General features: G+C 68.7%; 17 protein-coding genes and 1 pseudogene. 5 read left to right on the forward strand and 13 right to left on the reverse strand.

Annotated features, from left to right (window positions below; genetic code table 11):
* Positions 1-202 precede the first annotated feature (202 nt).
* Positions 203-1,090: a glycosyltransferase family 2 protein gene (locus tag K32_RS23825; RefSeq protein WP_244669731.1), complete on the forward strand. Its 888-nt coding sequence runs from the start codon at positions 203-205 to the stop codon at positions 1,088-1,090.
* 4 nt (positions 1,091-1,094) lie between these two features.
* On the opposite strand, the gene K32_RS23830 is transcribed toward K32_RS23825, so the two are convergent.
* The 9 genes and pseudogenes from K32_RS23830 to K32_RS23870 all read right to left on the reverse strand — a co-directional run bounded on the left by K32_RS23830 (position 1,095) and on the right by K32_RS23870 (position 12,816).
* Positions 1,095-2,765, reverse strand: a complete 1,671-nt coding sequence (locus K32_RS23830; protein ID WP_201401859.1) for a urocanate hydratase — start codon at positions 2,763-2,765, stop codon at positions 1,095-1,097.
* Positions 2,766-2,778: 13 nt separating this feature from the next.
* On the reverse strand, positions 2,779-3,897 hold the full coding sequence (locus K32_RS23835; protein ID WP_201401860.1) for a DUF917 family protein: 1,119 nt from the start codon (positions 3,895-3,897) through the stop codon (positions 2,779-2,781).
* Between the two features lie 17 nt (positions 3,898-3,914).
* A complete protein-coding gene (locus tag K32_RS23840; protein ID WP_201401861.1) occupies positions 3,915-5,171 on the reverse strand; it encodes a Zn-dependent hydrolase in 1,257 nt (418 codons plus the stop codon).
* An 8-nt stretch (positions 5,172-5,179) separates the two neighbouring features.
* Positions 5,180-6,553: a dihydroorotase family protein gene (locus K32_RS23845; protein WP_201401862.1), complete on the reverse strand. Its 1,374-nt coding sequence runs from the start codon at positions 6,551-6,553 to the stop codon at positions 5,180-5,182.
* A gap of 561 nt (positions 6,554-7,114) precedes the next feature.
* The gene (locus tag K32_RS23850; RefSeq protein ID WP_201401863.1) at positions 7,115-7,873 is read right to left on the reverse strand and encodes an ABC transporter permease; all 759 of its coding nucleotides are present in this window, start codon (positions 7,871-7,873) and stop codon (positions 7,115-7,117) included.
* Positions 7,874-7,932: 59 nt separating this feature from the next.
* Positions 7,933-8,865, reverse strand: a pseudogene (locus K32_RS23855) (ABC transporter ATP-binding protein); the annotation flags it as partial.
* Positions 8,862-10,052: an ABC transporter permease gene (locus K32_RS23860; protein WP_201401864.1), complete on the reverse strand. Its 1,191-nt coding sequence runs from the start codon at positions 10,050-10,052 to the stop codon at positions 8,862-8,864. The gene K32_RS23860 and the pseudogene K32_RS23855, both read right to left, overlap by 4 nt.
* A 218-nt stretch (positions 10,053-10,270) precedes the next feature.
* Positions 10,271-11,182: an ABC transporter substrate-binding protein gene (locus K32_RS23865; protein WP_201401865.1), complete on the reverse strand. Its 912-nt coding sequence runs from the start codon at positions 11,180-11,182 to the stop codon at positions 10,271-10,273.
* Between the two features lie 65 nt (positions 11,183-11,247).
* The gene (locus tag K32_RS23870) at positions 11,248-12,816 is read right to left on the reverse strand and encodes an aromatic amino acid lyase (RefSeq protein ID WP_201401866.1); all 1,569 of its coding nucleotides are present in this window, start codon (positions 12,814-12,816) and stop codon (positions 11,248-11,250) included.
* 185 nt (positions 12,817-13,001) lie between these two features.
* Here K32_RS23870 and K32_RS23875 point away from each other — a divergent pair, with 185 nt between their 5' ends.
* From K32_RS23875 to K32_RS23890, 4 genes are all read left to right on the forward strand, one after another.
* Positions 13,002-14,402, forward strand: a complete 1,401-nt coding sequence (locus K32_RS23875) for a M17 family metallopeptidase (RefSeq protein WP_201401867.1) — start codon at positions 13,002-13,004, stop codon at positions 14,400-14,402.
* 81 nt (positions 14,403-14,483) lie between these two features.
* Complete coding sequence (locus tag K32_RS23880) at positions 14,484-14,834, forward strand: MarR family winged helix-turn-helix transcriptional regulator (protein ID WP_201404652.1); 351 nt, start codon at positions 14,484-14,486, stop codon at positions 14,832-14,834.
* Positions 14,831-15,694, forward strand: a complete 864-nt coding sequence (locus K32_RS23885) for an NlpC/P60 family protein (protein WP_201401868.1) — start codon at positions 14,831-14,833, stop codon at positions 15,692-15,694. The genes K32_RS23880 and K32_RS23885 overlap by 4 nt, the downstream gene beginning before the upstream one ends.
* Before the next feature lie 167 nt (positions 15,695-15,861).
* Entirely contained in the window at positions 15,862-16,062 is a 201-nt protein-coding gene (locus tag K32_RS23890; RefSeq protein ID WP_201401869.1) for a hypothetical protein, read from the forward strand.
* Here K32_RS23890 and K32_RS23895 read toward each other — a convergent pair.
* From K32_RS23895 to K32_RS23910, 4 genes are read right to left on the reverse strand one after another with little or no spacing between them, the layout of a single operon-like run.
* The gene (locus K32_RS23895) at positions 16,056-17,015 is read right to left on the reverse strand and encodes a glyoxylate/hydroxypyruvate reductase A (RefSeq protein WP_201401870.1); all 960 of its coding nucleotides are present in this window, start codon (positions 17,013-17,015) and stop codon (positions 16,056-16,058) included. The genes K32_RS23890 and K32_RS23895 overlap by 7 nt on opposite strands.
* Positions 17,012-18,676, reverse strand: coding sequence for an ABC transporter ATP-binding protein (locus tag K32_RS23900; RefSeq protein WP_211201073.1), 1,665 nt, complete (start codon positions 18,674-18,676; stop codon positions 17,012-17,014). Before K32_RS23900 ends, K32_RS23895 begins: the two co-directional genes overlap by 4 nt.
* A 1-nt stretch (position 18,677) precedes the next feature.
* A complete protein-coding gene (locus K32_RS23905; protein ID WP_201401871.1) occupies positions 18,678-19,826 on the reverse strand; it encodes an ABC transporter permease in 1,149 nt (382 codons plus the stop codon).
* Positions 19,819-20,931: a microcin C ABC transporter permease YejB gene (locus K32_RS23910; protein WP_201401872.1), complete on the reverse strand. Its 1,113-nt coding sequence runs from the start codon at positions 20,929-20,931 to the stop codon at positions 19,819-19,821. The genes K32_RS23905 and K32_RS23910 overlap by 8 nt, the downstream gene beginning before the upstream one ends.
* Positions 20,932-20,941: the final 10 nt, after the last annotated feature.

The raw sequence follows: 20,941 nt of genomic DNA on the forward strand, positions 1-20,941 counted from the left end.
GGAGGCCGGGATGACGGCGAGCGTGGGGAGGCGTCGTGCGGAGCCGACCCGGCGGCCTGCTTCTTCCGGCGTAACAAATCCTTCCCGCCCTCGCCCTATTGCCGTGCCGGCTACCCCGTCCGGCGGAAAGACGCCCGGCGCCCGCCTGCTAGGCTCGGACATCCTTCAAAGGGAAGGTCCCGAGCCAGGAAGGGAGTGGGGCTTGAAGCTCGCAGTCGGGATTGCCACGACGGGGCGGCGCGAGGCGCTGTCGCAGGCCGTGGCGGAGCTGGCCGGGCAGACGCGGCCGGCCGACCGGGTCGTCATCTGCGCCGTCCGGCCGGAGGATGTCGACGCCGGCAGGCTTGCCGCCCTCGGCCTGCCGCTCGACATCCGCTTCGCCATGGCCGACCTGCCGCGCCAGCGCAACGCCATCCTGGACCAGCTCGCCGGCTTCGACGCCGTGCTGTTCCTCGACGACGATTTCCTAGTCCGGCCGGATTATCTGGCAGCGGTCGAGGCGATCCTGGCGGCGCATGCCGATGTCGTCCTGGTGACCGGCACCGTTCTGGCCGATGGCGCGCGCAATGCCGGCATCCCGTTCGAGGCGGCGCGGGCGATCCTGGCGGCGTCATCCGGCACGGTCGACGGGCCGGCCGAGCCGGAGCTCGAGGCGGTCTTTGGCGCCTATGGCTGCAACATGGCGGTGCGGCTGGCGCCGGTCTTCGCCGCCGGCCTGCGCTTCAACGAGAACCTGCCGCTTTATGGCTGGCTGGAGGACCTCGATTTCAGCCGGCGGATCGCCCGCCACGGCCGGGTCGTGCGCTCGGTCCTGCCGCGCGGCGTCCACATGGCGATCAAGAGCGGGCGCGTCTCCGGGCGGCGGTATGGCTATTCGCAGGTCGCCAACCCGGTCGATCTCTATCGCGAGGGGCTGATCCCGCTCACGAGCGTGCTGTCGCAGGCCGGGCGCAACCTCGCTTCCAACCTCGTCCGCTCGCTGGCGCCGGAGGCGCATATTGACCGGCGCGGCCGCCTCCGGGGCAATTTCCGGGCACTTGCCGATCTCGCGCGCGGCCGGCTGAGCCCGCGCGCGATCCTCGACATGTAGGGCTTCAGCTCCGGCGCACGACCTTTTCCGACGGCACGTCGAAGCGCTGGATGCCCTTTCGCGCCGCCTCGTCGAGCGCGTCCTCATAGCCGGCATCGGCATAGCGCAGCACGCCGAGCGAGGTGTCGTTGTCGAGGGCGCGGCGGAGCCGTTCGGCGGCTTCCGGCGTGCCGTCGGCGACCAGCGTCACGCCGGCCGAGGTCATGTAGCCGGCATAGCCGCCGCCGCCCGAATGCACGGTGACGAGATCGGCGCCGGAGGATGCCAGCGCCATCGCGTCGAGGAGCGGCCAGTCGGCGATGGCGTCGGAGCCGTCGCGCAGGTTTTCCGTCATGATGTTGGGATGCGCCATGGCGCCGGCGTCGAGATGGTCGCGCGAAAACGCGATCGGGCCGGAGAGCGCGCCCGACGCCACCATGTCGTTGACGGCGAGCGCGAGCTTTGTGCGCGCGCCGTGGCCGAGCCAGGCGATCCGCGCCGGCAGCCCCTCGAACGGCACGTTCTCGCGCGCCAGCCGGATCCAGTTGGCGACGATGCGGTCGTCGGGGAAGAGCTCGAGCACGCGGTCGTCGATCTTCCGGATGTCGTCGGGATCGTTGGCAAGCGCCATCCAGCGGAACGGCCCGATGGCGCGGGCGAAGAGCGGGCGCAGATAGGCTTCGGTGAAGATCGGGATGTCGAAGGCGTTTTCCACCCCGCCCTCGCGCGCCTGGGTGCGGATCAGATTGCCATTGTCGAAGACGACGGCGCCGCGGCGCTGGAACTCCAGCATGGCGCGGACCTCGGTGACGATCGACGCGCGCGACAGCGCCATCAGTCTTGCCGGGTCCGATTGGCGCAGCGCCCGCACTTCGGCGAGCGACAGCCCCGCCGGGACATAGCCATAGACGAGGTCATGCGCCGAGGTCTGGTCCGTGACGATGTCAGGCACGATGCCGCGTCGAACGATCTCGGGATAGATATCGGCGGCGTTGCCGACGAGCGCGACGGAGAGCGGCTCGCGGTGGTGGCGGGCATGGGCGATCCGCTGCAAGGCGGTGTCGAGGTCGGGCGCGATCTCGTCGACATAGCCGATCGCCTTGCGCTTTTCGGCCCGCTCGGGATCGACGTCGACGGCGAGGATGGCGGCGTTGGCCATCCGGCCGGCGAGCGGCTGCGAGCCGCCCATGCCGCCGAGGCCGGCGGTCAGGATGAAGCGGCCGGCGAGATCGCCGCCAAAATGCTTCTCGGCGATCCGCATGAAGATCTCGTAGGTGCCCTGGATGACGCCCTGGCTGCCGATATACTGCCAGGCGCCGGCGGTGAGCCCGCCCCAGCAGATCAGGCCCTTCTGCTCCAGCTCGTAGAAATATTCCGCCTTCGCCCATTGGCCGACGATGTTGCAGTTCGCCATGATGACGATGGGCGCCTGCGTCTGCGTCCTCAGAAGGCCGATCGGTTTGCCGGACTGGACGATGAGCGTCTGGTCCTCGTCCATGGCTTTCAGCGCTTCGACGATCGCGTCATGCGCCGCCCAGTTGCGCGCCGCCTTGCCGAGCGCTGCGTAGACGACGAGGCTGTCCGGATCCTCGCCGACCGAGAGCACGTTTTCGAGGAGCCGCAGCAGCCCCTCCTGCCGCCAGCCCTTGCAGCGCAGCGTCGTGCCGGAGGTGACAGGATAGCGCGGGTTCCGCATCACTTTGCCCCCCTCATTTCTTGCCCTTCCGCTTCTTCTTCTCTTCCTCGAAGACGTAGCGGGCGATCTCGATGCCCATCGCCGCCTCGACCGGAGGGTAGACGGACGGATCGAGCACGCCGGCCGAGAGCGGGATGATCGTCTTCGGCACATGCAGCACATGCACCGTCATGCCGACCGCGAGCTGGCCGACCGAAAGCGGCTCGCCGTCCTTGTCGAGCGTGGTGATGACGTCGGGGAAGGTGGCGAGGCGGGCGCCATCGGCATCGTCGATCGCCATGTATTCGTTCATGACGTGCAGCGTCGTCGCCTTGGCGCCGCTGCCGATGACGACCGTGCCGATGTCGAAGGCGGCGTTGGTGTAGACGACGTCCTTCCTGGCGATCCGGCCCGAGACGGCGATCGTGCCGCCCGTCACCTTGCAGATCGCGTCGATGACGGCGGCGCCGCCCTTGCCTTCCGCCTCGAGGATCGCCTCGCCGAGCGCAAGCGCCATCGAGATGCCGCCGAGCGCCGCGTTCTTCTTCACATAGCTGGCGCGGACGGGATTGCGGGCCGAGGCGATGAAGCCGCCCGACATGTCCGAGGCGGTTCGAAGCACCGGCGAGACCTTGGCCGTCGCGCCGCGCACGACGAGCTCGATGTAGCGGTTCTCGGCCCTGTTTCCGCCCACCGCCGTCTGGATCGTCTGTACCGGCGAGGCGGCGAGGCCGATCGAGCCCATGTCGCCGGTCGGATGCGCGCGGATGTCGCCGACGGCGTCGAGCACCTTGGTGCCGAGGATGGCCGAGGGCAGCCAGCCGTTCAGCGTCGACGAGCGGCCGTTCTGGCCGACCATCAGCGCCGCGATCGGCTCGCCCAGCGCGTCCTGCAGCAGCCGCACCGCGTGTACGTAGTCGACGCCCTGCATCTCCCAGGCGGTGGTGCCGGCCGGCGCGCCGATGGCGGCGGCGGTGGCGACCCAGTCATCCCTATCAAGCTCCTCGACCGAGACCAGCTCCGGGCGGCCGATGCGCACGGCGGCGAGGCCCAGCATGCGGCCGTGATCGGCCCAGCCGCCGCCGCCCGCCGCATAGACCGATCCGCCGCGCACGGCGGCCTCGACGTCTTTCTCGGTCAGGATGCGACCCATGTTGGTTCCTTTCTGCGTCAGCGGAGCGTCTTGTCGAGGCGGAGCACGGCCTCGTAGAGGACGGCGGCGCCGGCGGCGATCTCGCCCGGCTCCGACCATTCGTCCGGCGTGTGGCTGCGGCCGTCCTTCGACGGAATGAAGATCATCGCGGCCGGCGCGATGCGCGAGAACCAGGCCATGTCGTGGCCGGCGCCCGACGCCATCCGCAGCGACGACAGGCCGAGCGTCGCGCTCGCTTCCTCCAGCACGTCGAGCAAGCCGGGATCGGAGAGCGCCGGCATCGCGTCGGAGAGGACGCGGAAGGTGGTGATCCGCGTGCCCGTCCCGGACATCGCCCGCTGCAGCAGCGGCTGCAGCTCGGCGACGAAGCCTTCCAGGAAGCTGCGTTCCTCGGCGCGGGCATCGAGCAGCATGGTGACCCGGCTCGGCACCACATTGGCGGCGTTCGGCTCGATGCGGAACTCGCCGATGGTGGCGACGAAATGGCCATGGCCGGCGGCGGCGCGGCGTCGCGCATCCTTGGCGATGACGGAGACGACGGCGGCAGCGCCGGCGAGCGCGTCCTGGCGCAGCGTCATCGGCGTCGTGCCGGCATGGTCGGCGCGGCCCTCGACGACGATCTCGATCCGCGTGATGCCTGCGATCGCCGTGACGATGCCGATGTCGCGGCGCTGGTCGGCGAGCACCGGCCCCTGCTCGATATGAAGCTCCAGATAGGCGGCGATGTCGTCGCGGCGCGCGTCGTCGAGATTGTCGACGTCGCCGCCCATGCGGTCGATCGCGGCGGCGAGGATCTCGCCGGTCGGCTCCGAGCGGTTCAGCTGCTCCTCCGACAGCTGGCCGGCGACGGCGCGGCTGCCGATGCAGGAGAGGCCGAAGATCGACACCTCCTCGGCCAGGCAGTCGATCACCTCGAAGGCATGATCGAGCTTCGTGCCGTCGCGCTGCAGGCTGCGGGCGACGGCGATGCCGGCCATCACGCCGGCGGTGCCGTCGAAGCGGCCGCCATCCGGCACGGTGTCGCTGTGCGAACCGATGACGATCGCTCTCGCGTCCTCGTTGCGGCCCTCGCGCCGGCCGATCAGGTTGCCGGCGGCGTCGAGGCGGACGGCGAGGCCCGCCTCGCGCATGCGATCGGCGACATAGGCGCGGCCCTCCAGGAACATCGGCGAGAAGGCGCGGCGGGTCCAGGGATGGTCGGGATCGGTCAGCGCGGCGAGCGCCATCAGATCGTCCCACAGCCGGGTTTCGTCGACGGGCAGATTGGTGCGCATTCGGCGGGTCAATTTCCGATCGGCAGGGTGGCTGGCGGCCGGACGAAGCGGCCGGATCCGGGTTCGGCCAGCACGTCGCGTCCGTCGAAGGCCTGGATCCCGCGCAGGAACGTTCCGCTCACGCGCCAGGGGAGCTTGATGCCGTTATAGGGGCTCCAACCGACGACATTATGCCCACTTGCCCCTGCGTCATAGAGGAGCGGCTCGGGTGTCAACACGACAATGTCGGCATCCCTGCCGATCGCGAGCGCGCCCTTCTCGTGGTCGATGCGGAAGTGCCGCGCCGGATTGGCGGCCATCAGCCTCGCGGCCCATGTCAGCGGCAGGCCGCGTTCGAGCGCGCCCTTGACGAAGAGCGGCACCATCACCTCGAGCCCCGGCGCGCCGGAGGCATTTTCCAGCATGGCGGGCTTGGTCTTGCGGTCCTCCGACCAGGAGACATGGTCGGTCGAGACGAGGGCGACATTGCCGAGCGCGACCTGCCGCCAGAGCGCCTCGACCTCGGCGCGCGGCCGGATCGGCGGGTTGATCTTCGCCTTGCCGCCAAGGCGGCGGACGTCGTTTTCCTCGTCGAGCGTCAGATAGTGGATGCAGACCTCGACGGTTGCAGCAAAACCCTCGGCGCGGTAGCGGGCGGCGAGCTCCGCCCCGCGCGCCAGCGACGAATGCACGACATGCGCCGGGCAGCCGGTCAGCGCGCCGGTCTCGAAGATCTCGACATCGGCGAGAAGCTCGGTGAGCGGCGGCCGCGACAGGCCGTGCGCGCGCCAGTCGGTGATCCCCGAGGCGCGGACGCGGGCCATATGCGCGTCGACCGCCTCGTGGATCTCGTTGTGCACGCCGGCGGTGAGCCCGGTCGGCGCGATGGCGGCGAAGCAGTCGGCGAGCAGGGCCGGCGCGATGCGCGGGAAGCGCTTCGGGTCGGTGCCGAAGGTCGAGAATTTGAACGCGGCGACGCCGGCCGCGACCATTTCGGGAATGCGGGCCGGGCCTTCCTCGGGGTCGATCGTGCCGTAGAGGGCGAAGTCGACGCGCGCCTGCGGGCTCGCATGCGCGACCTTTTTCGCCACTGCCTCGGCCGAGCAGACGAGATTGCCCTCGTCATAGGGCATGTCGACGATGGTGGTGACGCCGCCCGCCGCCGCCGAGCGGGTCGACCAGAGGAAATCTTCCTGGTTCCTCTGGCTCAGCGAATGCACCTGCGCATCGATGGCGCCGGGCAGGATCAGCGCGTTGCCGAGTTCGTGCCTTTCCCGCGCGGAGGGCGCCTCGCCCTGGCCGATCAGCGCCACCTTGCCGTCGGAGACGGCAACGAAGCCGCCGGGAATGACGCGGTCGGCGGTGACGACGGTGCCGGAAAGGACGAGATCGAAATCGCTCATGCGGTCACCCGATGACTGTGTCGAGACCAGTGCGTGCTTCGAGACGCGGCCGTCGGCCGCTCCTCAGCATGTTGAGGTCTGTGTTTTCGGTCTTCTCAGGGCCGATATGGCGCCCAGCGGCCAACATCCTGAGGAGGCCCGAAGGGCCGTCTCGAAGGACGCACGGCGCTACCCAAGCACCCGTCGCCCCGGCGAAGGCCGGGGCCCATGAACACCGTCCGAGGGGATTGGCTTCCGGCCGGTGGATCCCGGCCTTCGCCGGGATGACGGACCGTGTGTGCCTGGACACCCTCACCCCAACCCTCTCCCGAGGGCGGGAAAGGGAGTCCGCCGGCACCCCTTCACCTCTCCCATGGGGAGAGGTCGGAGCGAAGCTCCGGGTGAGGGGGTAGGGAACTCTCCGGTGAGGCCTCAACCCCTCACCCGACGGCCTGCGGCCGTCGACCTCTCCCCATGGGAGAGGTGAAAGGACGGCGCCCAATGCACGATGGGTCAGACACCCAGGAAGCCGTGAAGCCACGGCCTCAGAGGCTTCGAAGGATGGCGGCTCGGCGGGCGCCCTCATCCCGCCACCTCCGCCAGGCGGCCGGTACGGCGGGCGACGCGGCGTTCGAGGATCGCTAAGGCGTCATAGAGCAGCACGGCGAGCAGTGCGACGATGATGCCGCCCTGCAGGATGAACGAGGTGTTGGAGGTGAGCAGCCCGGCGATGATCACCTCGCCGAGGCCCTTCGCCGCGACCGTCGAGCCGATCGTCGCCGTGCCCATGTTGATGACGACCGAAAGCCGGATGCCGGCGAGGATGACGGGCAGCGCGAGCGGCAGCTCAACGCGAAAAAGCTGCTGCTGCGGCGACAGCCCCATGCCGCGCGCTGCCTCGACGACGTTGCCGGGCACTTCCTTGAGGCCCGTGATCGTGTTCTCGAAGATCGGCAGCAGCCCGTAGAGGACGAGCGCGATCAGCGTCGGCTTCAGGCCGAAGCCGACCACCGGCACGGCGAGCGCCAGCACGGCGACGGGCGGGAAGGTCTGGCCGATATTGACGAGGCTGCGCGACAGCGGCAGGAACTCCGCCCCCATCGGCCTCGTGACGAACACGCCCATGACCAGCGCCAGCGCCGTGCCGATGACGCTCGCCACCGCGACGAGCCCAAGATGGGCGAGCGTCAGGCTGAGCAGGCTCGACTGGGTGTAGATCACCGGCGCGTTGTTCTCGGTGAACGGCTTCAGGATCGGCTCGAACCAGTCGGGCCGGAGCACGAGCGCGAGCAGCAGCGCCAGCGCCGCGAGGCGGGCGACCGGGCCGACGAACCGCCTCATGCCGTGCCGCCTGTTGCCGTGCCGCCGGGCAGATTACCGCCCGGCAGACCGCCGCAGGTCGGGCCGCCGGCATGCGCGAGCAGGGCGGCGAGCGAAATCCGGCCGCGCGGCGTGCCATCCTCGGCCGTGACGGGCAGCGCCTCGCGCTGGTGCCAGAGCAGCTCCGAAAGCGCGTCGCGCAACGTCGCCGTCTCGAGAATGGGCGGGCCTTCCGCCGTGCCGGGCTCGACGATCTGCGAGACCGGCGCGAGCGACAAGAGCCGGAACGGCCGGTCGACGCCGTCGACAAGCTTGGCGACGAAGCCGGGCGCGGGCTGCGCCAGGATCTCGGTCGGCGTCGCGTATTGCAGCAGCTTGCCCTTGTCCATCACGGCTATCCGGTCGCCGAGATGGATCGCCTCCTCCATGTCATGCGTGACCAGCACGACGGTGATGCCGAGCCTCTGCTGCACGGCGAGGAGATCCTCCTGCGCCTTGGCGCGGATGATCGGGTCGAGCGCGCCGAAGGGCTCGTCCATCAGGAGCAGGCCGGGTTCGGCGGCGAGCGCGCGGGCGACGCCGACGCGCTGCTGTTCGCCGCCGGAAAGCTGGTGCGGGAACTTTTTGGCGAAATCCGCCGGCTTCATGCTGAAGAGCGTCAGCAGTTCGTCGACGCGCTTGGCGATGCGGGCCTGGTCCCAGCCGAGCAGGGTCGGCACGGTGGCGATGTTGCGGGCGACCGTCCAGTGCGGGAACAGGCCGTTGCCCTGGATGACATAGCCGATGCCGCGCCGCAGCTCCTCGCCCGAGACCGAGGCGGCGTCCTTGCCGTCGATCGTGATCGTGCCGGAGGAGGGCTCGATCAGCCGGTTGATCATCCGAAGCGTCGTCGACTTGCCGGAGCCGGAGGTGCCGACGATGACGGTGATGGTACCGCGCTCGACGGAGAAGGAGACGTCGTCGACGGCGGTCTGGTCGCCGAAGCGGCGGCTGACATGCTCGAGTTCGATCAAAGCCGGCGCCTTTCGGTGAGTTCGATGATGGCGTCGAGGAGGATCGCCGCCGTGAAGGCGAGCGCGATCGTCGGTACGGCGCCGAGAAGGACGAGATCGGTCGCCGCCTGGCCGATGCCCTGGAAGACGAAGGTGCCGAAGCCGCCGCCGCCGATCAGCGCCGCGATGGTGACGAGGCCGATATTCTGCACCAGCACGATGCGGATGCCGGTCAGGATGACGGGGAGCGCCAGCGGCAGCTCGACCTGGAACAGGCGCTGGTGCTTGGTCATGCCCATGCCCTCGGCCGCCTCGACCACCGAGCGGCGCACCTCGCCGAGGCCGACCACCGTGTTGGCGACGACGGGGAGCAGCGAATAGAGGAAGAGCGCGATCAGCGCCGGCGCCGTGCCGATGCCGCGAATGCCGAGCTGGGCGGCGATCGGGAACGAGGCGGCGAACAGGCTGAGCGGCACGATCATCAGCCCGTACATCGCCATCGACGGCACGGTCTGGATGATGTTGAGGACCGGCAGCGTGATGCCGCGCAAGGTCGCGTTGCGGTGGCAGGCGATGCCGAGCGGCAGGCCGACGACGATCGCGGCGGCGAGCGAGCTGACGGCGAGCAGGATGTGCTGCCGCCCCTCGCGCCAGAACTTGTCGGCGTTGGTAGCGTATTCCTTCAGGATCGACAGCCCGTCCCAGTGGCCGGAGCCGAGGATGAGCGCGACGGCGACCGCCGCCCCCGCCAGCATGCCGAGCCGGGCGAAGGGTCCGAGCTTCAGCTTGGCGATGGCGTCGGTGGTGAGCACCGCGAAGGCGAAGGCCATCAGCCAGAAGCCGGAGGCCGGCGAGACGCGGGCGAAATTGTTGCCGGGCGGCACGACCGTCGCCGGCACGATGCCGATCAAGATGGCAAGCAGCAGCAGCGAGACGACGCCGGTGGCGAGCCGGAGCCAGGCGCCGGTGCGCAGCACGGCGACGATGGTGGCGAGCGACAGGATGCCGATGCCGATCGCCGCCCAGAGCGTCGGCAGCGAGGCGCCCAGGCTGAGGCCCTGGCCGGAGATGAGCCGGTTCGGTTTCAGGGTGGCGAAGGACTGCCAGTCCATGCCGACGATGGCGATCAGCGCCACGACGATGCCGACCCGATCGAGGCGGGCGGTGAGCGGCACGGGTGGAGCGGCGGTCTGGCTGGCGTCCGTCAAGCCGGTGGGTCCCCTTTGAAGGCAGGCTGCCTCGGCCGAACTGGCGCGCCGAAATCTCGACGCGGTGCGAGAGGGAAGCTTAGGGCCAATTCCCCGCGCCGCAAGATGATATTGGCTAACGGCAGGTTAACGGATCGCGGCCTGTTAACCCCCGGACGGCGACGGTTTCGCCGTCGTCCGGTTTCACGTGAAGTCGCGCCCGGGGCGGAGCGGTCGGACTACTTCAGCAGGCCCTTCTCGGTCAGCCAGCTCTTGGCGACTTCCTTGGCCGGCTCGCCGCCGACCTGGATGCGGCCGTTCAGTTCCTGCAGCGTCTTGAGGTCGAGCGCGGCGAACACCGGCGTCAGGACTTCCTGGATCTTCGGGAACTTCTTCAGCACGTCCTCGCGCACGATCGGCGCCGGCGCATAGACCGGCTGCACCGCCTTGTCGTCCTGGAGCACGACGAGGCCGGCGGCCTGGATGGCGCCGTCGGTGCCGTAGACCATGGCGGCGTTGACGCCGTCGGTCTGTTCGGCGGCCGCCTTGATCGTCGCCGAGGTGTCGCCGCCGGAAAGCACGAGCAGCTGCTCCGGCTTGAGCGTGAAGCCATAGGCGGTCTGGAAGGCCGGAAGGGCCGCCGCCGAATTGACGAACTCGGACGAGCCGGCCAGCTTCACCTTGCCGCCGCCGGCGACCCACTTGCCGAAATCGCTGAGCGATTTCAGGCTGTTGGCTTCCGCCACCTCGCCGCGCAGGCCGATCGCCCAGGTGTTGTTGGCGGGCGAGGGCGAGAGCCAGACGATCTTGTTGGCATCGTAGTCGAGCGTCTTCGCCGTCTCATAGCCCTTGGCGGCGTCCTTCCAGACCGGGTCGTCGGCCTTGTTGAAGAAGAAGGCGGCGTTGCCGGTATATTCGGGATAGATGTCGATCTCGCCGGCGGTGATCGCCTTGCGCACCACGGGCGTGCCGCCGAGCGAGATGCGGTCGTCGACCGAGATGCCGTTCGCCTCGAGCACGAGTGCGATGACGTTGCCGAGCAGCGTCCCCTCCGTGTCGATCTTGGAGGACACGACGACATCGGCCGCCTGCGCCGTGCCGATGGAGGCGAGGATCGCGGCGGCGGCCACGAGGGTCTTCAAGGCTTTCATGGCGGGGTTCCTAGGGTTGTCGGTTGATCCGTTCCGTATCGATAGTTCTTAGGGTGACGTGCGGGTCAATGCGAGAAAATGAGCTCATCCGTTGTGATGGACTCGTAGAAATTCCTGACTGTTTCCAAGAGCGCCGGCTGAAAAAGGTTGCGCTCGATCGTTTCGATGTCGAGCGAAAGCGCGCGATCCTTGTCGAGGAAGGCAACTTCGGCCCGGACGGATTCGTGCACGATCGCTACCAGCCCGGCCGGTTGCAGGCCCTGCATGTCGAGACCCTGGGCGGCCAGCAGCGCCTCGATCGCCACCATCATCCGGAGCGCCGTGATCTGGCGGTTGAGGCGCTCGACGATCAGCGGCGCGAACATCGCCTCGTCCTCCATGCCGCCGGCGATCAGGAGCGGCATCGCCGAAACCGGCGCCAGTTCCGCCATGACGCGGCTGGCGAGATCGCCGGCGAGCTTCACCAGCGGGCCGAAGCCGGTGGCGTCGGTGTCCTCGGAGACCAGGTTGGTCGGCAGCACGCCGCGCCCGCCATTGGCGATCAGAACGATGCGGTTCAGGATGTTGCGGGCGAGATGGGCGAGGCCGGGACCCACCGATTGCAGGGTCAGCGCCAGCTCGAGCGGCAGCGACCCGCCCGAGGTCATCGGGATGCCGTCGATGACGACGGGATTGTCGTCTGGCCGCGCCGTCGCCGCCTCGACGGCGGCGGCTGCGAAGGCGACGACGCCGGCCGAGGCGCCGAAGATCTGCGCCATCATCCGCAAGCTGAGCGGATCGTGCAGATGCGTCGCCGGCGACCAGGGAAAGGCGTCGGCGACGGCGGTGAGCACGGCTCCTGCGGCCGCCTCGCGCGGCGAACCGATCCGCATGGCGACCCGCCAGGGCTCGGGCGACGCCCGCAGCGCCGCCGCCGCGCTCGATCCGGTCGCCATGGCGACGCGCACCGTCTGCGCCGCCTCGATCAGGGTCGCCCCGGCGCTCGCGACCGTCAGCGCGTTGGTGCTGACGGCGGAGAGCGCGTCCTTCAGCCGGAACACGTGCGGCGTGAGGCCCGCCTCGCGCAGCGCCATTTCGGCCGGTTTCAGGACGCCGCGATGGAACACCTGGCCCTCGCCGGCGAGCGCCGTCGCCACCTGGCTCATCAGCCCGATATCGGCGGCGCCGATCGAGCCGAGGCGGCGCACGACGGGGACGATGTCGGCATCGAGCGCCGCGACATAGGCGCGGACGAGGTCGGGACTGCAGCCGACCATGCCGGAGAGCGCGGTGTTGACGCGGATGGCGATGCCGGCGCGGACGATTTCGGGCGCCAGCGGCTCGCCGACGCCGAAATGGTGGGCGCGGACGAGATCGGTGCGGTCGGTCGAACTGGTGAGGGCGACCGCGCGATCCTTGATCGCGCCGACTCCGGTCGTCACGCCATAGAGCGGACGCCCGCCCTCGACCGCCCCGCGCACCGCCTCGTAGGCGTTCTGCACTTCGACGAGGCGAACTTCGCATGGCACGACATGCAGCAGTCCGCGCCCGATCAGGGAAAGCGTCGACAGGCGGAGGGTCGAGCCGTCCAGGACGATCGTGTCGCGCTGCGATCCGGTGGCGTCTCCCAGCAATATTTCGGCGGCAGGCGGCATGATGTCCTTGTGATTGGGCGGTTTGGCTGCGGCCCCGGGTCAGCTTAGCGCAAAATTCGCGGCAGGAGATCATCCCTGTCGCGCCGCCTCTTCCTCCATGCGGCGACGCCGAGGCCGATTGATCCCGTCGTGGCGCGGGGCCATGATCGCCGCCCATTTCGAATCGAGCGCCAAGGACCCGTGCCGTGACCGACAGCCTGATCGACAGTTCCGACGTTGCGATCCCGATCCATGCCGTCGAGCCGGACGGGCTGGAGGCGCTGCTGGCGTCGATCGGCGAGGTCGAGGCGGCCTGGGCGCGTTCGACCGGCTTCGACGCGGCGGCCGGCGCCGTCACCATCATCGCCGACGCCAAGGGCGTCATCGGCCGCGTCCTGTTCGGTCTCGGCCGGGCGGACGGCCGCCGTCGCGCGCCGCTGATCACCGGCAAGCTCCCGAACATCCTGCCGCAGGGCGACTATCATTTCGTCACGGACCTGCCGGATCCCGCGCTCGGCGCGCTCGGCTGGGCGCTCGGCAATTACCGCTTCGAGCGCTACAAGACCAACCCGTCGCCGGTGCCCCGCCTCGTCGTTCCCGCCGGCGTCGATGCCGGCCGGGCCCGCAGCATGGCCCGCGCCATCACGCTGGTGCGCGATCTCGTCAACACGCCGGCGAGCGACCTCGGACCGGCGGAACTGTCCGAAGCGGTGCATGCGCTCGGCGCGCGGTTCGGCGCCTCCGTCAGCGAGATCGTCGGCCGCGATCTCCTCTCCGCCAGCCTGCCGATGATCCATGCGGTCGGCCGCGCCGCCGATGTCGATCGCGCGCCGCGGCTCGTCGATCTCGTCTGGGGCAATCCCGAGCATCCCAAGGTGACGCTGGTCGGCAAGGGCGTCACCTTCGATACCGGCGGCCTCGACATCAAGCCGTCGAGCAGCATGCTTCTGATGAAGAAGGACATGGGCGGCGCCGCCAATACCATGGGCCTCGCCCACATGATCATGGACGCCAAGCTGCCCGTCCGGCTTCGCCTGCTGGTGCCGACCGTCGAGAACGCGATTTCCGGCCCCGCCTTCCGGCCCGGCGACGTGCTGCGCTCGCGCGCCGGCGTGACGGTGGAGATCGGCAATACCGACGCCGAGGGGCGGCTGATCCTCGCCGACGCGCTGGCGCTGGCGGCGGAGGAAAATCCGGCCCTTCTGGTCGATCTCGCCACGCTGACAGGCGCCGCCCGCGTCGCCCTCGGTCCGGAGATCCCGGCCGTCTTCACGCATGACGAAGCGCTCGCCGCCGATCTTGCCCGTCATGCCGAGGCGCATTCCGACCCGCTGTGGCGGCTGCCGCTCTGGGCGCCCTATGAGGCAATGATCGATTCCAAGATCGCCGACATCAACAATGCCGGCACGGGCGGCTTCGCCGGCTCGATCACGGCGGCGCTGTTCCTCGATCGTTTCGTGCCCAAGACGATCCCGTGGATCCATGGCGATATCTATGCCTGGAACCCATCCGGCAAGCCCGGGCGGCCGGAGGGCGGCGAGGCCCAGACCATCCGCGCGCTGTTCGCCCTGATCCAGGAGCGGTTCGGGTCCGGGGTAGCATCCTGAACCCAGGACAACCCTTGTCGAAGGCGTCGGACCCGGCTTAAATAGAACGGGTCCGAAACGATTGCGGATAGGGGAATGTTCATGCCCGTCGAACTCAGGCCGTTTCAGGCACTGCGCCTCTGGCATGACGTGACGCTCGACCTCGTCCGCGACGGTGGGCACGATCTGTCGGCGCGGCAGATGGCCGTTCTCCTGACCGTCTATCTCGAAATGCCGCCGCACACGGTGCGCGGGCTCGCCGCCAAGCTCGGCGTTACCAAGCCCGCGATCACGCGCGCGCTCGACACGATGGGCCGGCTCGGTCTGGTCAGCCGGCATCGCGATGCCAGGGATCGCCGCAATGTCGTGATCCAAAGGACCGTCGCCGGCGCGCTCGCCGTCGAGCGCCTGGGCGACGTCGTCATCGCCCGCCACAAGGAATTGCCGCTGTGACGCTGGACCCTCGCCTCAACGCGTTTCGCGCCGATCTCGCCGATGCCAGGCTCGAGGGACAGGTGCAGGCGGCTCGCTTCGTCACCGGTACCCGCCGGCGCGTCACGGAGCCCCGCACCGCCATTCGCCGCGCCCCGCGACCGGACGCCCCCATCGACAGCGAGGCGCTGCGTGGCGAGACGGTCCGCGTGTTCGAGACGACGGACGAAGGCTGGTCCTGGGTCCAGCTCGAGACGGACGGCTATGTCGGCTTCGTCGCCGCCGACGCGATCGGGCCGCTCGATCCCGAGCCGACGCACCGGGTGACGGCGCTTCGCACCTTTGTGTATCCGGCCGCCGACATGAAGCTGCCGCCGGTGGCGACGCTCTCGATCGGCAGTCGCCTGGCGCTTGGCGAGACGGCCGAGACGCGGGGAACGCCCTATTTCCGGCTGGCCGACGGCAGCGGCGCCGTCGTCGCCCGCCATGTCGAGGCGCTGGACAGGCCGCCTCAGGCGGATTTCGTCGCGGTCGCCGAGCGGTTTCTGGAAACGCCCTATCTCTGGGGCGGCCGGTCGGCTTTCGGCATCGATTGCTCTGGGCTGGTGCAGCTTTCGCTGGCGGCGGCCGGAATTTCGGTCCCGCGCGATACCGACCAGCAGCAGGGCGCCATCGGCTCGTTGGTGGAAGACGGGCTGGGCGGCACCTTGCGGCGCGGCGATCTCGTCTACTGGAAGGGCCATGTCGGCATCCTGCGCGACCCGGCGACGCTTCTGCATGCGAGCGGCTATCAGATGGCGGTGGTCTCGGAGCCGCTCGCCGAGGTCCTCGCCCGCTACGACCGGTCGGGCCTCGATGTCACGGCGGTTCGCCGGCCCTGACCGGTTGGCTGTGGTCTGTCCTCCGCTGACGCAGGGCCATACTCCATTTGGGGTATGTCCGCTTCGTACATTTTCCCTAGTCTCGTAATGCTAGCCGAATGTCACGCGTCCATAGGGACGCTCGCCTCGGTCGGCGGCGATCCAGCACGACGGATGGGATACGGGAAATGCAGAGAACAGCCCGGTATATCGAGGAAATGACGGAGCAGCTGAGCGAGCTCGCCAAGCGCAACGAGTTCCACGACCTTGCCTATTTGCTCAGCGTTGCGTCCGCCGAAGCGCGCGAAGCCGCCGAACAGGCCAAGGTGCGCGCCGCATCGGCGGATCTTCCCGAGAGTCCGGCCGTCCTGTCGTTCGGCGCTCAGTAGCCGCGCGCGACGTCGACCAGATTGGGCAGGGGCTGCCCGGCCTCAAAGGCGAGGATCTGCCGGTGGATGCCGTCGGCGAGCACGCTCGCCTCGCTCGAAGCCGCGACATGCGGCGTCACGATCACGCGGGGATGACTCCAGAACGGGCTGTCGGAGCCAAGCGGCTCCGGCTCGAACACGTCGAGGCTGGCGCCGATCAGGCGACCGTCATCGAGCGCCGCCAGAATGTTCGCCTCGACCTGCAGCCCGCCGCGGCCGGCATTGATCAGCACGGGTCCGCCGAGCGCTCCGCCCTTGGCGAGGCGATCGAAGACCGAGGCGTTGAGGATCCCGCGCGTATCCGGCGTCAGCGGCACCAGGGCGACGAGGATGTCGGTGCGGCCGAGGAAGGCGGTAAGGCCGTCCTCGCCATGGAAGGTCTCGATACCTGGAACCTGCTTCGGTGAACGGCTCCAGCCGGCGACCTGGAAGCCGAGGCGGGCGAGCACTTCCGCCGCGTCGCGGCCGAGCTCGCCGAGCCCCATGATGCCGACACGCACGTCGTGCGCCACCGGCTGGCGCAGCTCGCACCATTTGCCTGCCGCCTGCTGGCGCGCATAGGCGAGGTGCTGGCGGTGATGCAGCAGCACCTGCAGCGTCACCCATTCGGTCATGCGGGTGGTCAATTCCGGATCGACGACGCGGACGATCGGCACGTCCGGCAACGCTTCATTCCCGACGACATGGTCGACGCCGGCGCCGAGCGAGAACACCGCCTTCAGGTTCGGCAGGTCGGCGAAGGCCTCGGCGGGCGGCCGCCAGGCAAGCACATAGTGGATCGCCGCGCGGTCCGGCACGTCCGGCCAGATCGCCAGCGGCCGCTCCGGCTCGCCGGCGAAGGGAACGGCCCAGGGCCCCGGCGCCCAGTTGCCGGAGGCGATCAGGACGCCGGGCAGAACCTTCTTCTCGGTCATTGCGAAACGATGCCTTCCGGGGCCGTCTCGATCGAGAAGGCGGCTGCGATGAGGGCGCGGGTATAGTCGGTTTCCGGCGCCGTGAAGATCTGCTCCGACGTGCCGCGCTCGACCACCTTGCCGCCGCGCATGACGATCACCTCGTTGGCGAGCGCCCGCACGACCTTGAGGTCATGGCTGATGAACAGGTAGGCCAGGCCGTGCCGCTTCTGCAGGTCGCGCAGGAGGTCGACGACCTGCGCCTGCACCGACATGTCGAGGGCCGAGGTCGGTTCGTCGAGCATGACGAATTCCGGCTCCAGCACCATGGCGCGGGCGATCGCGATGCGCTGGCGCTGGCCGCCGGAGAATTCGTGCGGATAGCGGTGGCGGGTCGCAGGATCCAGGCCGACTTCCTCCAGCCCCTGCGCCACCTTTCGTTCGCGTTCGCGGAAGGAGAGCTGCGGCTCGTGCACGCGCAGGCCCTCGGCGATGATCTCGCCGACCGACATGCGCGGGCTGAGCGAACCGAACGGATCCTGAAAGACGATCTGCATGTGCCGGCGCAGCGGCCGCATCGCCTGGAAACCGCGGCCGTCGATGCGTTCGCCGCGAAAGTCGATCGCGCCCTTCGAGCTGATCAGCCGCATGATGGCGAGGCCGAGCGTCGTCTTGCCGGAGCCGGATTCGCCGACGACGCCGAGCGTCTGGCCGCGCCGGACCGACATGTCGATGCCGTCGACGGCCTTGACGTTGTCGACCGTGCGCCGGAATACGCCGCGCTTGATCGGGAACCAGACCTTGAGGTCTTCCGTGGCGACGACGACCGGCGCCGTGTCGTCGGCCGGGGGCGGCGCGCCCTTCGGCTCGGCCGCCAGCAGGTGCTTGGTATAGTGGTGCTGGGGGTGGTCGAAGATCTCCTTCGTCGGCCCCTGCTCGACGATCTTGCCCTTGGTCATCACGCAGACCCGGTCAGCGATCTTGCGCACGATGCCGAGGTCGTGAGTGATGAAGAGCAGCGCCATGCCAGTGCGGGTCTGGATCTCCTTCAGGAGCTTCAGGATCTGCGCCTGCACCGTGACGTCGAGCGCCGTGGTCGGTTCGTCGGCGATCAGCAGGTCCGGTTCGTTGGCGAGCGCCATGGCGATCATGACGCGCTGGCGCTGGCCGCCGGAAAGCTGGTGCGGATAGGCGTTGAGGCGCTTCTCCGCGTCGCGGATGCCGACTTCGGCGAGCAGCTCGAGAATGCGCTGCCGCGCCGCCTTGCCCGACAGGCCGCGATGGATCGTCAGGATCTCGCCGATCTGCTGCTCGATCGTGTGCAGCGGATTGAGCGAGCTCATCGGCTCCTGGAAGATCATGGTGACGTCGTTGCCGCGCACCTTGCGGAGCTCGCGGTCGCTGACCGTCAGCAGGTCCTTGCCTTCCAGCAGGATCTTGCCGGTCGGATGCTCGGCGGACGGGTAGGGGAGGAGCTTCAGGATCGAGAGCGCCGTCACCGACTTGCCGGAGCCCGATTCGCCGACGAGCGCGACGGTCTCGCCGCGCCCGACGGTGAAGGAGATGCCGTCGACGGCGACGGTGCGGTTCTCGCCCTGCAGGAAGTGGACCGAGAGGTCCTCGACGGAAAGCAGCGGCTTCGCGGACGGATCGGCGGTCATGGTCTGGGTTGGGTCCATCATCTCAGCCGAACGTCTTTCTGGGGTCGAAGGCGTCGCGCACCGCCTCGCCGATGAAGACGAGCAGGCTCAAAATCACCGAGATGACGACGAAGCCGGTCAGGCCGAGCCAGGGCGCCTGGAGGTTGTTCTTGCCCTGCGCCAGCAGTTCGCCCAGCGACGGAGAGCCGGGCGGCAGGCCGAAGCCGAGGAAGTCGAGCGAGGTCAGCGTTGTGATCGAGCCGTTCAGGATGAAGGGCAGGAAGGTCAGCGTCGCCACCATGGCGTTGGGCAGCACGTGGCGGACGATGATGGTGCGGTTTTTCACGCCCAGCGCCCGCGCGGCGCGCACATATTCGAAGTTTCGCGCTCGCAGGAATTCGGCCCGCACCAGACCGACCAACCGCACCCAGGAGAAGAGCAGCAGGATGCCGAGCAGCACCCAGAAGCTCGGCACCAGGATCGAGGCCATGATCAGGAGGATGTAGAGCTCGGGCAGCGACGTCCAGATATCGATGAAGCGCTGGAAGATCAGGTCGAGCCAGCCGCCGAAATAGCCCTGCACGGCGCCGGCCAGGATGCCGATCGCCGAGGAGACGACCGTCAGCACCAGGCCGAACAGCACCGAGAGGCGGACGCCGTAGAGCAGGCGCGCGACGACGTCGCGGCCCTGGTCGTCCGTGCCCATCCAGTTGAAATTGCCGAGCGTGCAGTTCGGATCGGCGTCGCCGAGCGGGTAGGCGCGGCAGCGATCCTCCTTCGGAATCATCCACCAGGGCGGCGCCGGCGCCGGCGTCGCCATCTCGTTGTTGACGGTGTCGAAGGAGTAGCGGATCGCCGGCCAGATCATCCAGCCATTGGCGTTGATCTCCTCCTGGATGAAGGGATCGCGGAAATTGGTCGTCGCCAGGAAGCCGCCGAACTTCTCTTCCGGATAGTCGGCGAAGACCGGCAGCAGCAGCTCGCCCTTGTAGGAGGCGATCAGCGGCCGGTCATTGGCGATGAAATTGGAGCCGAGCGTCAGGGCGAACAGCGCCAGGAAGATCCAGAGCGACCAGTAGCCCCGGCGGTGCGCCTTGAAATTGCGCCAGCGGCGCAGGTTGAGCGGCGAGAGCGACAGGCGGGTCGGCTCGATTTCGCGGGCTTGCACAGAGACATCGGTCACGTCAGACATCCCGCCGTTCGAAATCGATGCGCGGATCGATCCAGGTGTAGGTGAGGTCGGAGAGCAGGCCGATCACGAGGCCCATCAGCGAGAAGATGAACAGCGTCGCGAACACCACCGGATAGTCGCGGTTGATCACCGATTCGAAGCCGAGCAGGCCGAGCCCGTCGAGCGAGAAGATCGTCTCGATCAAGAGCGACCCGGCGAAGAAGGCGGAGATGAACGCGCCGGGGAAGCCGGCGATGACGATCAGCATCGCGTTGCGGAACACGTGGCCGTAGAGCACCTTGCGTTCCGAAAGGCCCTTGGCCCGCGCCGTCACGACATATTGCTTGCGGATCTCGTCGAGGAACGAGTTCTTGGTCAGAAGCGTCGTCGTCGCGAAGGCGGAGAGCGACATGGCCGTGATCGGCAGGGCGATGTGCCAGAAATAGTCGACGATCTTGCCGCCGAGCGACAGGCTGGAGAAATTATCCGAGGTTAGCCCTCGCAACGGGAACCAGTCGAAGAAGCTGCCGCCGGCGAACAGCACGACGAGTAGGATGGCGAACAGGAAGCCGGGGATCGCATAGCCGACGACGATCACCGCCGACGTCCAGATGTCGAAGCGGGCGCCGTCGCGCACGGCCTTGGCGACGCCGAGCGGGATCGAGATGCCGTAGGAGATCAGCGTCATCCAGAGCCCGAGCGAGATCGAGACCGGCATCTTCTCCTTGATCAGGTCGAGCACGCCGATGTCGCGGAAATAGCTCTGGCCGAAATCGAAGCGCAGATAATTCCAGATCATCAGCCCGAAGCGCTCGAGCGGCGGCTTGTCGAAGCCGAACTGCTTTTCGAGCTTGGCGATGAATTCGGGATCGAGCCCCTGCGCGCCGCGGTATTTCGACGAGACGGGCGCGCTGCCCAGCGTTCGGTCGGTGCCGCCCATGCCGGCGTCGGCGCCGCCCCCGCCGCCGATCCGGCTGGTCGCCGAGACGTCGTTGCCCTGCAACTGGGCGATGACGCGTTCGACCGGGCCGCCGGGGGCGAACTGCACGATGATGAAGCTAATGGCCATGATGCCGAAAATCGTCGGGATCATCAGCAGGAGGCGTCGGAAAATATAGGCTGCCATCTCGTTCCTT

It is taken from the genome of Kaistia sp. 32K (assembly GCF_016629525.1).
Taxonomy (GTDB): domain Bacteria; phylum Pseudomonadota; class Alphaproteobacteria; order Rhizobiales; family Kaistiaceae; genus Kaistia.

What these genes read in the sequence shown, in the direction of transcription:
- K32_RS23890 (WP_201401869.1), top strand. Translation starts at nt 15,862, where the DNA reads ATGCAGAGAACAGCCCGGTATATCGAGGAAATGACGGAGCAGCTGAGC.
- K32_RS23900 (WP_211201073.1), bottom strand. Translation starts at nt 18,676, where the DNA reads ATGATGGACCCAACCCAGACCATGACCGCCGATCCGTCCGCGAAGCCG.
- K32_RS23840 (WP_201401861.1), bottom strand. Translation starts at nt 5,171, where the DNA reads ATGCGCACCAATCTGCCCGTCGACGAAACCCGGCTGTGGGACGATCTG.
- K32_RS23870 (WP_201401866.1), bottom strand. Translation starts at nt 12,816, where the DNA reads ATGCCGCCTGCCGCCGAAATATTGCTGGGAGACGCCACCGGATCGCAG.
- K32_RS23895 (WP_201401870.1), bottom strand. Translation starts at nt 17,015, where the DNA reads ATGACCGAGAAGAAGGTTCTGCCCGGCGTCCTGATCGCCTCCGGCAAC.
- K32_RS23865 (WP_201401865.1), bottom strand. Translation starts at nt 11,182, where the DNA reads ATGAAAGCCTTGAAGACCCTCGTGGCCGCCGCCGCGATCCTCGCCTCC.
- K32_RS23835 (WP_201401860.1), bottom strand. Translation starts at nt 3,897, where the DNA reads ATGGGTCGCATCCTGACCGAGAAAGACGTCGAGGCCGCCGTGCGCGGC.
- K32_RS23850 (WP_201401863.1), bottom strand. Translation starts at nt 7,873, where the DNA reads ATGAGGCGGTTCGTCGGCCCGGTCGCCCGCCTCGCGGCGCTGGCGCTG.
- K32_RS23845 (WP_201401862.1), bottom strand. Translation starts at nt 6,553, where the DNA reads ATGAGCGATTTCGATCTCGTCCTTTCCGGCACCGTCGTCACCGCCGAC.
- K32_RS23910 (WP_201401872.1), bottom strand. Translation starts at nt 20,931, where the DNA reads ATGGCAGCCTATATTTTCCGACGCCTCCTGCTGATGATCCCGACGATT.
- K32_RS23905 (WP_201401871.1), bottom strand. Translation starts at nt 19,826, where the DNA reads ATGTCTGACGTGACCGATGTCTCTGTGCAAGCCCGCGAAATCGAGCCG.
- K32_RS23880 (WP_201404652.1), top strand. Translation starts at nt 14,484, where the DNA reads ATGCCCGTCGAACTCAGGCCGTTTCAGGCACTGCGCCTCTGGCATGAC.
- K32_RS23830 (WP_201401859.1), bottom strand. Translation starts at nt 2,765, where the DNA reads ATGCGGAACCCGCGCTATCCTGTCACCTCCGGCACGACGCTGCGCTGC.